This is a genomic window from Janthinobacterium sp. OK676, assembly GCF_900103595.1.
Taxonomy (GTDB): Bacteria; Pseudomonadota; Gammaproteobacteria; order Burkholderiales; family Burkholderiaceae_D; genus Janthinobacterium.
Genome location: NZ_FNHA01000010.1, coordinates 43,573 through 58,917, shown reverse-complemented (window position 1 = coordinate 58,917; position 15,345 = coordinate 43,573). Strand labels below are relative to the sequence as shown.

General features: G+C 63.2%; 11 protein-coding genes. 2 read left to right on the top strand and 9 right to left on the bottom strand.

The window, feature by feature from the left end:
- Position 1 precedes the first annotated feature (1 nt).
- Together BLU39_RS19270 and BLU39_RS19265 are read right to left on the bottom strand one after the other, a co-directional pair.
- On the bottom strand, positions 2 to 1,237 hold the full coding sequence (locus BLU39_RS19270) for a M20/M25/M40 family metallo-hydrolase (protein WP_092715864.1): 1,236 nt from the start codon (positions 1,235 to 1,237) through the stop codon (positions 2 to 4).
- Positions 1,234 to 2,466, bottom strand: a complete 1,233-nt coding sequence (locus BLU39_RS19265) for a urate hydroxylase PuuD (protein WP_092715862.1) — start codon at positions 2,464 to 2,466, stop codon at positions 1,234 to 1,236. The genes BLU39_RS19270 and BLU39_RS19265 overlap by 4 nt, the downstream gene beginning before the upstream one ends.
- A 131-nt stretch (positions 2,467 to 2,597) precedes the next feature.
- On the opposite strand from BLU39_RS19265, the gene BLU39_RS19260 reads away from it, so the two are divergent.
- Both BLU39_RS19260 and BLU39_RS19255 read left to right on the top strand, forming a co-directional pair.
- Complete coding sequence (locus tag BLU39_RS19260) at positions 2,598 to 3,536, top strand: LysR family transcriptional regulator (protein WP_034754583.1); 939 nt, start codon at positions 2,598 to 2,600, stop codon at positions 3,534 to 3,536.
- 72 nt (positions 3,537 to 3,608) lie between these two features.
- The gene (locus BLU39_RS19255; RefSeq protein ID WP_092715860.1) at positions 3,609 to 5,363 is read left to right on the top strand and encodes an allantoate amidohydrolase; all 1,755 of its coding nucleotides are present in this window, start codon (positions 3,609 to 3,611) and stop codon (positions 5,361 to 5,363) included.
- A 2-nt stretch (positions 5,364 to 5,365) separates the two neighbouring features.
- Here the strand turns inward: BLU39_RS19255 and BLU39_RS19250 are convergent, their stop codons facing one another.
- From BLU39_RS19250 to BLU39_RS19220, 7 genes are all read right to left on the bottom strand, one after another.
- On the bottom strand, positions 5,366 to 6,601 hold the full coding sequence (locus BLU39_RS19250) for a Zn-dependent hydrolase (RefSeq protein ID WP_092715858.1): 1,236 nt from the start codon (positions 6,599 to 6,601) through the stop codon (positions 5,366 to 5,368).
- A 10-nt stretch (positions 6,602 to 6,611) separates the two neighbouring features.
- Positions 6,612 to 8,003: a dihydropyrimidinase gene (gene hydA / locus BLU39_RS19245; protein ID WP_092715856.1), complete on the bottom strand. Its 1,392-nt coding sequence runs from the start codon at positions 8,001 to 8,003 to the stop codon at positions 6,612 to 6,614.
- A gap of 17 nt (positions 8,004 to 8,020) precedes the next feature.
- Entirely contained in the window at positions 8,021 to 9,505 is a 1,485-nt protein-coding gene (locus tag BLU39_RS19240) for an NCS1 family nucleobase:cation symporter-1 (protein ID WP_092715853.1), read from the bottom strand.
- A 122-nt stretch (positions 9,506 to 9,627) separates the two neighbouring features.
- Complete coding sequence (gene preA / locus BLU39_RS19235; RefSeq protein WP_198511254.1) at positions 9,628 to 10,908, bottom strand: NAD-dependent dihydropyrimidine dehydrogenase subunit PreA; 1,281 nt, start codon at positions 10,906 to 10,908, stop codon at positions 9,628 to 9,630.
- The gene (locus tag BLU39_RS19230; RefSeq protein ID WP_092715849.1) at positions 10,908 to 12,275 is read right to left on the bottom strand and encodes an NAD(P)-dependent oxidoreductase; all 1,368 of its coding nucleotides are present in this window, start codon (positions 12,273 to 12,275) and stop codon (positions 10,908 to 10,910) included. The genes preA and BLU39_RS19230 overlap by 1 nt, the downstream gene beginning before the upstream one ends.
- Positions 12,276 to 12,321: 46 nt before the next feature.
- Entirely contained in the window at positions 12,322 to 13,824 is a 1,503-nt protein-coding gene (locus tag BLU39_RS19225; RefSeq protein WP_092715846.1) for a CoA-acylating methylmalonate-semialdehyde dehydrogenase, read from the bottom strand.
- 124 nt (positions 13,825 to 13,948) lie between these two features.
- On the bottom strand, positions 13,949 to 15,265 hold the full coding sequence (locus BLU39_RS19220) for an omega-aminotransferase AptA (RefSeq protein WP_092715844.1): 1,317 nt from the start codon (positions 15,263 to 15,265) through the stop codon (positions 13,949 to 13,951).
- Between the last annotated feature and the right edge of the window lie 80 nt (positions 15,266 to 15,345).

Here is a 15,345-nt window from a genome sequence, read left to right as displayed (position 1 = left end):
CCTATTTCTCGCCCAGGAAGTCGAGCAAGGTCAGAGCGACGATCTTGCTGGCCTTGCGCAAATCGTCGAGCGCCAGGCGCTCGTCGGCCTTCTTCGCATTCGACTCAGGCACCGTGCGCGGGCCGGCGCCATACAGCACGGCAGGAATGCCCCGCTCGCCATACAGGCGCGCATCCGCATACAAAGGCGTGCCGACGGCGGGAATCGTCTCGCCCAGGATCGCTTGCGCATTTTTCTGCAGGCTGCCCACCAGCTGCTCGGAACCGGGCAAGGGCCGCAGCGCGTGCGACAGCAGCAGGCGGCGGATCTCGATGCGGATGCCAGGCTCGCCGCGCACGGCGTCCTCGATCAGCGCGCGCACCTGCGCTTCCACCGCCACCGGGTCTTCTTCCGGTATCATGCGGCGGTCCATCTTCATGACTACCTTGCCCGGCACCACATTGGTATTCGTGCCGCCATCGATGCGGCCCACCAGCATGGTGGGCGAGTCGATTCCGGCCACTTTGGATTTGATTTTTTTCAGCTCCGGCAGCTGGCCGTAGATGGCGTTGAGGATCTTGTTGGCCGCCTGCAGCGCGTCGTGCCCCGTCTCAGGCATCGAGCCATGGCCCGACTTGCCGTGCACGGTGATTTCCAGTTGCAAACAGGCGTTGTGCGCCGTGACGATACCGTAGCTGAAACCGGCGGCGATGACGAAATCGGGCTTCGTCAGCTGCTGTTCCAGCAGCCAGCCCGGCCCCAGCAAGCCGCCGAATTCCTCGTCATACGTAAAATGTAGTTCCAGCTGGCCTTTGAGCGGAATGCCCAGCGCCTCGAGCGCGCGCGCGGCAAACACATAGGTCGCGAAATCGCCTTTCGAGACGGCCGTCGCGCGGCCATACATATAACCGCCGTCGATCTGGCCACCATACGGCGGATAGGTCCAGTTGTCGCCGGGCGGCACCACGTCGCCATGCGCATTCAGGGCCACGGTCGGCCCGCCCGCCGCGTATGGGCGGCGCACGATCAGGTTGGTGATGCTCTGCATGCCGTACGCCTCGACCTGGTCCTTTGGGACGGCGTGCTTTTCGGCCTGCCAGCCATACGCCTGCAGCAGCTGCGCCACCAGGTCCGCATGGGGCGCGTTATTGCCGGGCGGCGTATCCGTCGGCTGCTGCACCACCTGCTGTAAAAAGGCGATTTCTTCGTCGAAGTGGTCGTCGATCCAGGCCGTGATTTTTTCTGCGTGCGTTGTCATTTTGCTCCTTGCATGGTCTGTTGCAGCCAGGCGCCCAATTCGCTGCGCTCGGCCTCCGTCATATTGGTCAGGTTCCCGATCGGCATGGCCTTCAATTCGATGGCCTGCTTGTAGATTTGCGCCGCGTGCTGGCGGATTTGAGTTTCATTATCGAGCATCATGCCGGCCGGCGCCGTGGCAAAACCCGGTTGCGTGGGCTGGGCCGAATGGCAGGTGGCGCAGCGCTGGGCGATGATGGCATGCACGGCCTTGAACTGCGCGGCCGGGTCCACCGCGGCCACGGCAGCTACCGGCGCTGGTGCCTTCGGTGCGATGGCCACGGCCACGGCCAGCAGCAGCGCCACGCCGAGAGCCGGATAGCGCCACTCGACACGCCCCTTGTGGCGCAGGTTGAAGAAATGGCGGATGAAGACGCCGGCCGCCATGATCAGCGCCAGCACCAGCCACGCGTGGTCGTTCCGGTAAGTCATCGCGTAGTGGTTGCTGATCATGATGAACAGCACGGGCAACGTGAAATAATTGTTATGCACGCTGCGCTGCTTGGCCTTCAAGCCATGCTTCGGGTCGGGCAGCTTGCCGGCGGCCATGGCCTCGACCATCTTGCGTTGGCCGGGAATGATCAGCATCAGCACATTGGCCACCATGATGGTGCCGATCATGGCGCCCACGTGGATGTAGGCGGCACGCCCGCTGAGCAGATGCGTGAGCACGTAGGCGGCGCCGACGATCAGCGCGAACACCGTCACGCCGAACCACAGTTCATATTGCGCCAGCTTCGAGCGGCACAGCAGGTCGTACACGGTCCAGCCGATGACGAGGGTGGCGATGCCGATGCCGACGGCCTGGCCACTGGAGATGTCCGCCACAGCCTTGTCGATCATCATGGCCTGGGCATTGAAGTAGTAGGCAATCGTCAGCAGCGCAAAGCCGGACAGCCACGTGGAATACGCTTCCCACTTGAACCAGTGCAGTTCCTTCGGCAGTTCGGCCGGCGCCACCAGGTATTTTTGCGGGTTATAGAAGCCGCCGCCATGCACGGCCCACAGTTCTCCCGACACGCCCTTCTTCGCCAGCTCTGAGCCGGGCGCGGGCGGGCGGATCGAATTATCGAGCCAGACGAAATAAAAGGAAGCACCGATCCAGGCGATGCCCGTGATGACGTGCAGCCAGCGGACGATCAGGTTCAGCCACTCAAGGCCGTACGGGATCAGGTAGGCAAATACTTCCATAAATTTCCTCTAGTCAGACCGAACCAATATTCGTGCCAATCTACACAAGATAAACGGATTTACCGCCCATCACATGAAAAATATCGTATATTTGACATATTCAAATCGATATACAACAGAGCCGCCGCCACATGTCCAGCCTGCCGCAACACCTCGACCTGCACCTGATCCGCATCCTTTACCTGCTGCTGGTGGAAAAGAATGTCTCGCGCGTGGCATTGAAGCTCAACCAGCCGCAGCCCTCGATTTCCGCCTCCTTGCGCAAGCTGCGCGAACTCACGGGCGACCCGCTGCTCGTGCGCGGTGCGCGCGGCATGGTGCCCACCCAGCATGGCGAAAGCCTGCTCAATCCCGCCAAGCGCATCCTCGACCAGACGGAAAGCCTGTTCGTCAAGAAGACGCCGTTCGTGGCGCAGGAAGAGGCGCGCACCTTCCACATCGCCGCACCCGACTACCTGGACAGCCAGTTCTTGCCCAACGTCGTGGCCCTGCTGCGCCGTGGCTCGCCGAAAAGCCGCGTCGTGCTGCACAGCCTGGGGCCGGGCATCGACCATATCCGCCAGCTGTCCGATGGCGGCCTGGACCTGGTGATCGCCAACTGGGACGAGCCGCCCGCCCACCTGCACATCTCGAAGCTGTTCGAAGACCCCATCATCTGCGCCATGCATGCGGAAAACGCCTATGCGCGGCGCACGGCCAGCGACGCCATGACGCTCGACGATTATCTGAGCCTGCCCCACGTGGCGCCGTCGCAGATGATGCCCGGCTACCACGGCGTGATCGATTCCTTCCTCGAGCGGCAAAACCTGCAGCGCAACGTGGTGGTGGAGTCGGCGTATTTCGGCCTGATCCCCTACATGCTGACGCAGACGGACCTGGTACTGACCACGGGCCGGCAATTCATGCGCTTCTATGAAAAGACCCTGCCGCTGAAAACGTACACCGTGCCCCTGAAATTCCCGCCCATGCGCTTTTACCAGCTGTGGCACCAGCGCGTGCACCAGGCGCCCGAGCACAAATGGCTGCGCGATCAGGTCAGCGCGGCCGCCAAGGCGCTGGTGCAGCGATAGCCGCTATCAGCGCGCGCATATAATGGACGCAGAACTGGGCGCTATCATCACCGCTTGCATGATCGGAAAACCATGACCACCCTTTCAGACCTGAACGCCGGCAGCCCGGCCGATTTTATCGCGCGCCTGCATGGCATCTACGAACATTCGCCCTGGATCGCCCAGCGCGCGGCCGCCGCCCGGCCGTTTGCCAGCCTGACGGCACTCAAGACGGAGCTGCAGCGCGTGCTGGCGCAAGCCTCGCCCGAAGAGCAGCTGGGGCTGATACGCGCCCACCCCGAGCTGGCCGGCAAGGCCGCCATCGCCGGGCAGCTGACGGCGGAATCGACGCGCGAGCAGGCCAAGTCCGGCCTGAACCTGTGCAGTGCCGACGAATTCGCCACCCTGCAGCGCCTCAATAGCGACTACAACGCCAAATTCGGCTTTCCCTTCATCCTGGCCGTCAAGGGCCCGACGGGCGAAGGCTTGACGCGCCAGGACATCATCTCCACGTTTGCGCGCCGCCTGAAAAACCGCCACGCCGATGAACTGGCCGAATCGCTGCGGCAGATCAAGCGCATCGCCGAGCTGCGCCTGAACGAGCTGTTCGACGTGCGCCTGGACTTCGGCCCGACCATCATGCAGCAGGCCGAAACCCTGGCCGGCTGGAGCGACAGCGACTACAACCTGACCTGCGCCTACCTGACGCCGGCGCACCAAAAAACGGCTGCGCAGCTGGCCGACTGGATGCGGGAAGCCGGCATGCAGGTGCACGTCGACGCCGTCGGCAATGTCGTCGGCCGCTATCTGTCCGATACCCCCGGCGCGAAGACCCTGATGACGGGATCGCATTACGACACGGTGCGCAACGGCGGCAAGTACGATGGCCGCCTGGGGATCGTGCTGCCGATCGCCGTCGTGCGCCACCTGCACGAACGGGGCGAAAAGCTGCCGTTTCATTTCGAGGTCGTCGGCTTCGCCGAAGAGGAAGGCGTACGCTTCAAGAGCACGTTTTTGGGCAGCACGGCCGTCACGGGCAAGTTCGACGTATCGCTGCTGGAGCAGCGTGACACGGACGGCGTGAGCATGCGCGACGCGCTGGCCGCCGCCGGCCACGAAGCGGGCGCCATCGGCGCCATCGCGCGCGATCCCGCCGACTTGCTTGGCTATGTGGAAGTGCATATCGAACAGGGACCCGTGCTGCTCGAGCGCGACCTGCCGCTGGGGATCGTCACGGCGATTGCAGGCAGCTCGCGCTACCTGGTCAATCTGGGCGGCGTGGCCAGCCACGCGGGCACCACGCCCATGACCATGCGCAAGGACGCGGCCAGCGCGGCCGCCGAAATCATCCTGCTGGTGGAGCAGCGCTGCAGGCAGGGCGAAGCGCTGGTAGGCACCGTGGGCCAGCTGCACGTGCCCAACGGTTCCGTCAACGTGATCGCCGGCGCCTGCACCCTGTCGCTCGATATCCGCGCAGCTGTTGACGCCGTGCGCCAGAGTGCCGTCGACGATATTCTCGATGGCATCGCCTCCATCTGCGCGCGGCGCCAGATCGACTATCAGCTGGAACTGCTGCTGTCGGCGCGTGCGGCGCCGTGCGCGCCATGGCTGATGGCGCAGCTGGCGCAAGCCGTGGAATCAGTCGGCATCGAACCGTATGCGCTGCTGTCGGGCGCCGGCCACGACGCCATGGCCATGGCCGCCATCACCGACGTGGCGATGCTGTTTACCCGCTGCGGCAATGGCGGCATCAGCCACAACCCGCTGGAAACCATGACGGCCGACGACGCCGACATCGCGGCGCGCGCGCTGCTGGCGTTTTTACGCAACTTCCAGCCGAAGCCGTAAGACTATACCGCCACGGCCCGCTCCAGCATCGCGTGCAGCAGCACGTTGCAGCCAGCTTCCAGGTGCTCGGGCTTGGCGTCTTCGATTTCATTGTGGCTGATGCCGTCCTTGCACGGCACGAAGATCATGCCGGCCGGCGCCAGCCGGGCCGCGTAGATCGCGTCGTGGCCGGCGCCGGACACCACGTCCATCACGGAATAGCCCAGTTTTTCCGTGGCGTTGCGCACGGCACCCACACAGTCGGGGTGGAACGGGCATGGCGGGTAGTAGGACACCCGTTCCAGTGAAATGCCCAGGCCCGTCCTGTCGCGCGTGGCGTCGATGAAGGCCGTGATCTCCCCATGCATGGTGTTGAGCAGTTCATCGTTCACATTGCGCAGGTCGATGCTGAACTTGACTTCACCGGGAATCACGTTGCGACTGTTCGGGAACACCTGCACCATGCCCACCGTGCCGCGCCCGTACGGCGGGTAGCGGTTGGCAATGGCGACGACTTCCTGCATGATGGTGGCGGCCACCTGCAGCGCATCCTTGCGCAGTCCCATGGGCGTGGGACCCGCATGCGCTTCCATGCCCGTCACCACGCAGTCGTACCACGACAAGCCCATCACGGCCGGCACCACGCCGATCACTTTATCGGCGTCTTCCAGCACGGGGCCCTGCTCGATATGCGTCTCAAAATAAGCGCCGATCGGATGGTCGCCCGGCACCTGCTCGCCCTTGTACCCGATGCGCGCCAGCTCCTCGCCCACGGTTTTTCCTTCCGTGTCCTTGGCCGCATACGCGGTTTCGAGCGAGAAGGCGCCGCAGAACACGCCCGAGCCCATCATCACGGGTACGAAGCGCGAGCCTTCCTCGTTGGTCCAGAACGCCACCTCGATGGGCGCCCGCGTCTTGATTTGTAAATCGTTCAGCGTGCGCACCACTTCCAGGCCCGCCAGCACGCCGTAATTGCCATCGAACTTGCCGCCCGTGGGCTGCGTGTCGATATGGCTGCCCGTCATCACGGGCGGCAAGGTGTTATCCACGCCGTCGCGGCGCATGAAGACGTTGCCGATCTGGTCGATCGTGATGCTCATGCCCGCTTCCCGGCCCCAGCCCACCACGAGGTCGCGGCCTTTTTTGTCGAGGTCCGTCAGGGCCAGGCGCTTGACGCCGCCCTTCGCTGTCGCACCGATCTGCGCCAGTTCCATCAGCGCCGCCCACAGGCGTTCGCCATTGATACGCAATGCATCCATCGTCAACTCCTTATGCGGTGGTGGTGGAAAAAGCGGGCCGTTCGATATAGCGCCCCGCCCCTTCGACGGCCATCAGTTCACCCTGGTGGAACACCACCTTGCCGGCGGCAATCGTGGTGCTGGGGATGCCGCGCACGGTGCGCCCTTCGAAGACATTGAAGCCCCCTTTGGCGAACTGCGTGGCGGCGGAAATGGTGCGCGTGCCCTGCGGGTCCCACAGCACGATGTCGGCGTCGCTGCCCACGGCGATGACACCCTTGCGCGGATACATATTGAAAATCTGCGCCGCATTCGTGGACGATACCTTGACGAATTCGGAAGGCGTCAGCATGCCGGAATTGACACCGGCGTCCCACACGACGGCCATGCGTTCCTCGACACCACCGCAGCCGTTCGGGATGCGCGTGAAATCATCCTTGCCGGCCGCCTTCTGCTCGGCGCAGAAGGTACAGTGGTCGGTGGCCGTCGTGTGCAGGTTGCCGCTTTGCAGACCATGCCACAGGGCCGATTGATGGTGCTTGCCGCGGAATGGCGGGCTCATGACGTGGCCGGCCACGTAATCGAAATCATCGCTCTGGTAGACGCTGTCGTCGATCACCAGATGGCCCGCCAGCGCTTCGCCATACACGCGCTGGCCGTTGGCGCGCGCCCGTGTGATGGCATCGAGCGACTCGGCGCACGAGACGTGCACGATGTACACGGGGGTATTGAGGACATTCGCAATCGCGATGGCGCGGTTGGCCGCCTCCGCTTCCACGGCCGGTGGGCGCGACAGCGGATGCGCCTGCGGTCCGGTGATCCCCTTCTTGAGCAAGGCTTGCTGCAGTTGAAAAACCAGCTCGCCATTTTCCGCATGCACGGTAGGAAGGGCGCCCAACTCCAGCGAACGGGTAAAGCTTTTCACCAGGGTTTCATCGTCGGCCATGATGGCGTTTTTGTAGGCCATGAAATGCTTGAAGCTGTTCACGCCATGCTCGCGCACGAGGGTGCCCATCTCTGCATGCACCTGCTCGCTCCACCAGGTGATCGCCACATGGAAGGTATAGTCGCCGGCCGCCTTGGCCGACCACTCGCGCCACTGGTGATAGGCCTCGATCAAGGATTGCTTCGGCGCGGGGATGACAAAGTCCATGATGGTGGTGGTGCCGCCCGCCAGCCCCGCCGCCGTGCCCGTGAAAAAATCGTCGGACGTCACGGTGCCCATGAAGGGCAAGTTCATGTGCGTGTGCGTGTCGATTCCGCCCGGCATCACGTACAGGCCGCCCGCGTCGATCACGGTAGCCCCTGCCGGTACGGCCAGGTTCTCGCCGACGGCGGCAATAGTGTCGCCCTCGATCAGCACATCGGCGCGAAACGCGCGGTCGGCGTTGACGACGGTACCGCCACATATCAGTGTAGTCATCTTGTCTCCTTCAGTGATTACGACTGCGGCGCCTGCTGCACGTGCGCCACGGCCTTGCCCTTCATCATGGCGCCGTACACGACGGCGGCGATGGCCACGCCCACGAACCAGGCGTAGGTGTAAATGGTTTTAAAGCCTTCGGCCACGCCGGGAAACGCCGTGGGAAAAGCCGCGTTCAAAAAGCCCGGGATATTCGGCAGCACGGCGATGACAAAGGCGATCAGCGCCGCCATGTTCCAGCCATTGCCATACGAGTAGACGCCGTCGTCGCGGTACAGCTGCTTCACATCAAGCTGCGTCTTGCGCACAAAATAATAGTCGACGATGAGGATGCCGGCGATGGGCCCCAGCAGGGCCGAGTAGCCGATCAGCCACGTGAAGATATAGCCCTGCGTCGACTCGAGCACCTTCCACGGCATCATGACGATGGCGATGAAGGCCGTGATGTAGCCGCCCATCTTGTACGAAATCTGCTTCGGCGCCAGCGATGAAAAGTCGTACGCCGGGCCCACGAGGTTGGCCGCCAGGTTGACGCTGACCGTATCGATCAGCAGGATGATCAGGGCGATCAGCACGGCGGCGCCCGTCATGCGGCTGGCCAGGTCGACAGGGTCCCAGATGGCCTTGCCGTACATGACAACGGAACCCGCCGTGACGATCACGGCCAGCATGGCCAGCAAACCCATGGGCACGGGCAAGCCGATCGACTGGCCGATCACCTGGTCGCGCTGCGTCTTGGCAAAGCGCGTGAAGTCGGGGATGTTCAATGCCAGGGTGGCCCAGAAACCCACCATGGCCGTCAACGATGGCCAGAAGACGCTCCAGAACTGGCCCGCCTTTTTACCGCCGGGGATGAACTGTGATGGCTGGTCCAGCAGGCTGGCCACGCCGCCGGCCTTGCTGTGCACCCAGTACAGCAGCACGAAGCAAATGAGGATTTTCAGCGGCGCCGTATAGGTTTCCAGTTTGCGGATCGATTCCATGCCATGCAGGATGTAATAGAACTGGATGGCCCAGAAAGCCAAAAAGCACAGCAACTGGCTGCCGTTGATGCCCAGGCCCGCGATCTTCTCGCCGCCCAGCTCATGCCCCATCAGCACGCCCATCAGGGTGTAGATCATCTGGCCCCCGAACCAGGTCTGGATGCCGTACCAGCCGCAGGCGACGATGGCGCGCATCAGGGCGGGCAGGCGCGCCCCCATGGTGCCGAACGAGGCGCGCGCCAGCACCGCATACGGAATGCCGTACTTGGTGCCCGCATGGCCGATCAGCAGCATGGGCAGGAGCACGATGGCGTTGGCGAGAAATACCGTGAGCACGGCCTGGTAACCGGACATGCCGCTGTCGATCAGGCTGGCCGACAGGGTGTAGGCGGGAATGCACATCACCATGCCGACCCACAGCGCGGCAAAGTGATACCAGCGCCAGGTGCGCTGCGCCGCCGTGGTGGGCGCCAGGTCTTCATTCCAGAGTTGCGTGTTGCCTGAATAGTCGTGGTTCACAGGTATGCTCCATCGGTTGGGAGGGAATCGGTTTTATAGAAACGGCGCGACCTTTAAGTCGATCTAGCTTACCGCAAAGGCCGGCCGCTGTTTACAAATAAAACGCACGCAATAACCGTGCCCTATGCCGACTCCGCCAACGCCCGAGGGTTGCGCGGATCCTGCGTCCAGTTCATGTATGGCTTGCCTGTCGTCTGCGGCACCATCGTGATGCAGCCCTGCACCGGACAGGTGATTTCGCACAGGTTGCAGCCCACGCATTCCTCCTTGATCACCTCATACGTGCGCGTGCCGGCAGAGTCGATCAGTTGCGCAATCGACTGGTGCGAGGTGTCTTCGCAAGCCACGTAGCACTTGCCGCATTTGATGCAGTCGTCCTGGTTGATCTGCGCGATGACCTGGTAATTCATGTCCAGGTATTTCCAGTCCGTCGTGTTGGCCACGGCCTTGCCGGAAAAGTCGCTGATGCGTTCATAGCCCTTTTCATCCATCCAGCGCGACAGGCCATCCTTCATCTCTTCGACGATGCGGAAACCATGCAGCATGGCGGCCGTGCACACCTGCACGCAGCCCGCGCCCAGGGCGATGAATTCGGCCGCGTCGCGCCAGTTTCCGATGCCGCCGATGCCGGATATGGGCAAGCCGCGCGTCTGCGGATCGCGGGCGATTTCCGCCACCATGTTCAGGGCGATCGGTTTGACGGCCGCGCCGCAATACCCGCCGTGCGTGCTGGCGCCGCCCACGATAGGCAAGGCCACCATCCGGTCCAGGTCCAGCGAGGTAATCGAATTGATGGTGTTGATCAGCGAGACGGCATCCGCGCCGCCCGCCTTGGCCGCGCGCGCCGGCATGCGCACGTCCGTGATGTTGGGCGTGAGCTTGACGATGACAGGCAACTTGCTGTGCTTCTTGCACCAGGCGGTGACCATCTGCACGTACTCGGGCACCTGGCCCACGGCCGCGCCCATGCCCCGCTCCGGCATGCCGTGCGGGCAACCGAAATTGAGTTCGATGCCGTCCGCCCCCGTCGCCTCGACCTTGGGCAGGATATCGGCCCAGTAGTGTTCTTCGCAGGGCAGCATCAGCGAGACGATCATGGCGCGGTCGGGCCAGTCCTTTTTCACCTGCGTGATTTCGCGCAGGTTGATTGCCAAAGAGCGGTCGGTGATCAACTCAATATTGTTGAAGCCCACCACTTCACGGTTCTTGCCGTACAGCGCGGAATAACGCGACGAAACGTTGACGGCGGCCGGGTCTTCACCCAGGGTTTTCCACACGACGCCGCCCCACCCCGCCTCGAAGGCGCGCACCACGTTGTAGGCCTTGTCGGTCGGCGGTGCGGACGCCAGCCAGAAGGGATTCGGCGCCTTGATGCCGCAAAATTCGATGCTGAGATCAGCCATTATGCAGCCTCCACTTTATTGAACAAATCGGAATGGATGGCCAGTGCGGCCAGCTTGCCATGCTGGACGGCTTGCACCGTCAAGTCCTGCCCCGGCGCCACGCAATCGCCGCCCGCATAGATCCCCGGCAGCACCGTGCGAAAGCCCCCATCTACGGCGATCTTGTCGCCTTCGCGTTTCAGCAGCGACGCCATCGGGTCAATCAGCACTTGCGTGTCGAGGCTCTGGCCGATGGCCTTGAAGATGGCATCGGCCGCCACGTCGAACGTTTCCCCCGTGCCCGCCAGACGCGTGCCCTGCATGGCCGTTTTTTCGAAACGCATGCCGGCCACCTTGCCGCCAGCGTCGAGCAGCACTTGCTGCGGCTGGGCCCACGTCAGCATGCGCACCTGGTTCGCCTTGGCGATTTCCTGTTCATGGTGGGTGGCCGTCATGGCGTCGAAACCGCGCCGGTAGACGAGGGTGACTTCCTCGGCGCCCAAGCGCTGAATCTGCACGGCCATGTCGATGGCCGTATTGCCGGCGCCGATCACAATCGCGCGTTTCGGCACGGGCAGCGCGGCCAGGTCGTCCGCCTGGCGCAGCGCGCTAATATAATCGACGGCGGCCAGCAAGCCCGGCGCATCTTCGCCCGTCAAGCCCAGCTTGCGGCTGGCGCCCAGGCCCAGTCCCAGGAAGACGGCGTCGTACTGCGCGTGCAAGTCGCGCAGCTGCACGTTCTCGCCCAGCGCGTGGCGACATCGGATCTCGATGCCGCCGATATCGAGCAGGAAGTCGATTTCCTTTTGGGCGAAGTCGTCCGTCAGCTTGTACTTGGCGATGCCGTATTCATTCAAACCACCCGCCTTGTCTTCCTTTTCAAAGATCACCACATCGTGGCCCAGCATGGCCAGGCGGTGCGCGCACGACAAACCGGCCGGCCCTGCGCCGACGATGGCAATCGTCTTGCCCGTGGCGGCCGCCCGCTTGAACGGGTGGCTGGCGAAGTGCATGTGGTCGACGGCGTAGCGCTGCAAGAGGCCGATCTTGACGGGCTGGCCTTCCGCGTCGTGGTTGCGCACGCAGACGTCTTCGCACAGGATTTCCGTCGGACAGACCCTGGCGCAGCTGCCGCCCAGGATGTTCTGTTTCAGGATGCCGGCGGCGGCGCCGTTGATGTTCTTGTCGTGGATGTTGCGGATGAAGCTGGCCACGTCGATTTCGGACGGGCAGATGCGGCTGCACGGCGCGTCGTAGCAATACAGGCAGCGGGCGCTTTCGATGGCGGCCTGGCGCGCCGTGAGCGGCGGCGCCAGGTCCGTGAAGTGGCCCGCCAGTTCTTCGTTGGGCAGGGCGGGATGGGGCAAATAGTTCAAAGACTCGATCATCGCGTATTCCTCTTGTTATGTGCGGCCGGCTTGTGATTTGAAACCCTTACTTCATCTGGGGAAAAGCAAATTCCACACCAGCGCTTGCCGTGTTCGGCCAGCGCTGCATCACGGCCTTGTGGCGCGTGTAGAAACGCACGCCTTCGGGGCCATAGGCGTGGTGGTCGCCGAACATGCTGCGCTTCCAGCCGCCGAAACTGTTGAAGGCCATCGGCACGGGCAAGGGGATATTGACGCCCACCATGCCGACCTGGATCTGGCGCACGAATTCGCGCGCCACGCCGCCATCGCGCGTGTAGATGGCCACGCCGTTGCCATACTCGTTGGCGTTGATCAGTTCCACCGCGTGCACCACGTCTGGACAGCGCAGCACGCACAGCACGGGGCCGAAAATTTCTTCCTTGTAGATGCTCATGTCGCGCGTGACGTGGTCGAACAAGGTACCGCCGACAAAGAAGCCGTTCTCGCGGCCCGGCACCACGTGGTTGCGGCCATCGACCACCAGGGTCGCGCCCTGCTCCACGCCCGAGGCGATGAGTTTTTCGATGCGCTGCTTGGCGGCCAAGGACACGACGGGGCCCATTTCCGCACCATTTTCCATGCCGTCGCGCACTTTCAGTGCGGCCGTGCGCGTTGCCAGTGCATCGATCAATTTGTCGCCCGCGTCGCCCACGGCCACCACGACGGAGATGGCCATGCAGCGTTCGCCCGCCGAACCGTAGGCCGCGCCGATCAGCGCATCGACCGTCATGTCCATGTCCGCGTCGGGCATCACCACCATGTGATTTTTTGCGCCGCCCAAGGCTTGGACGCGCTTGCCGCTGGCGCTGCCGCGCGCATAGATGTATTCGGCAATCGGCGTCGAGCCGACAAAGCTGACCGCCTGCACGACAGGATGGTCGAGCAGGGCGTCGACAGTGACCTTGTCGCCCTGTACCACGTTGAAGACGCCGTCGGGCAAGCCCGCTTCCTTCAGCAGTTTCGCGTGCAGCAAAGAGGCCGATGGATCGCGCTCGGACGGTTTCAGGACAAAGGTATTGCCGCAGGCGATGGCGACGGGGAACATCCACATCGGCACCATCACGGGGAAGTTGAATGGCGTGATGCCGGCCACCACGCCGAGCGCCTGGCGCATGGACCAGGCGTCGATGCCGCGCGAAATCTGGTCCGTGAATTCGCCTTTCAGCAACTGCGGGATGCCGACGGCAAATTCCACCATCTCGATGCCGCGCGCCACCTCGCCCTGCGCATCGGCAAAGGTCTTGCCATGCTCGCGCGTGAGCATGGCGGCAAATTCGTCCGTATGCTGCTGGCACAGTTGCAGGTAGCGGAACAGGACACGGGCACGCGTCAAGGGCGGCGTGGCGGACCACGAGGGGAAGGCGGCGGCGGCCGCCTGCACGGCCGCGTCGACATCTTCCACGGTGCCCAGCGCCACCCTGGCCACGGGTGCGCCGAGGGCGGGGTTGTAGACGTCGCCGTAGCGGCCACTCTGGGTGTCGACTTTGGCGCCGTTGATGTAGTGGGTGATGGTGTCGAGATCAGTCATGATGCACTTTCTTTTGTTAAACCCGAATCAAGCGCCGGGTCAGTCTCTTCGAGATTGTTATGCGCCCCATTGGGACGCATAACCCCGGCGGGTCTGACCCCGGATGTTGTTTTGGGGTCGCAGTTCAATCGAGATTTTTGAGTACCTTGGCCAGCTTGCCGAACAGCTCGTCGATATGCTGTTTTTCCAGCACCAGCGGTGGCGACAGGGCGATGATGTCGCCCGTCGTGCGTATCAGCACGCCGTCGGCGAAGGCCTGCTTGAAGGCGTTGAAGGCGCGCGTGCCGGGCTTGCCGGCGATGGGGTCGAGCTCGATGCCGGCGATCAGGCCGATGCTGCGCAAGTCGATCACGTGCGGCAAGCCTTTCAAGGAGTGCACGGCGTCGCTCCAATACGCCTGCATGTTTTTCGCGTGACCAAGGATGTCCTGTTCCTCGAATACTTGCAGGGTTGCCAGCGAGGCGGCGCAGGCCAGCGGGTGGCCGGAATACGTGTAACCGTGGAATAGCTCGATGCCGGCTGGCGCGTCCATGAAGGCGTCGTGGATATGTTTTTTGCTGAACACGGCGCCCATCGGCACCATGCCGTTGGTCAGGCCTTTGGCCGTCGTCATCAGGTCAGGCTCGACGTCGAAATAATCGGCGGCGAACGGCGTCGTCATGCGGCCGAAACCCGTGATCACTTCATCAAAGATGAGCAGGATGCCGTGCTTGGTGCACAGCTCGCGCAAGCGTTTCAGATAGCCTTTTGGCGGGATCAGCACACCCGTGGAACCGGCCACCGGTTCGACGATGACGGCGGCAATCGTCGAGGCGTCGTGCAGGGCGACGATGCGTTCCAGCTCATCGGCCAGGTGGGTGCCGTATTCGGGCTCGCCCACCGTATAAGCATTCTTGTCGAGGTTATGCGTGTGCGGCAAGTGGTCCACGCCAGGCAGCAGGGGGCCGAAGGTCTTGCGGTTGCCGCCGATGCCGCCCACGGAAATGCCGCCGAAGCCCACGCCGTGATAACCGCGTTCGCGCCCGATCAATCGGGTGCGTGCGCCCTCGCCGCGCGCCCGGTGATAGGCCAGCGCGATCTTCAACGCCGTGTCGACGGCTTCGGAACCGGAATTCGTATAAAACACGTGGCCAAATTTATGCCCCGTGTAATCCATCAGTTTTTCCGCCAGGTCGAAGGCGGCCGGATGGCCCATCTGGAACGTGGGCGCGAAGTCGAGCTGGCCCACCATCTCGCGGATGGCGCCGACGATCTTCGGCTGCGCATGGCCGCAGGGCACGCACCACAGGCCGGCCGTGCCATCGAGAATGGCGTTGCCGTCGACGTCCTTGTAATACATGCCTTCAGCCGACACGAGCAAGCGCGGGTTGGCCTTGAAATCGCGGTTATTCGTAAACGGCATCCAGAATGCCGACATCGATTCCGGCCTTGTTTCGTTCATGACCTTCTCCTTGGGATGGGCTGGCGCGGCGCCAGGATCGTTTTTGACGAAGCGTAAAATAATTTACCAGTTGGCAAAAA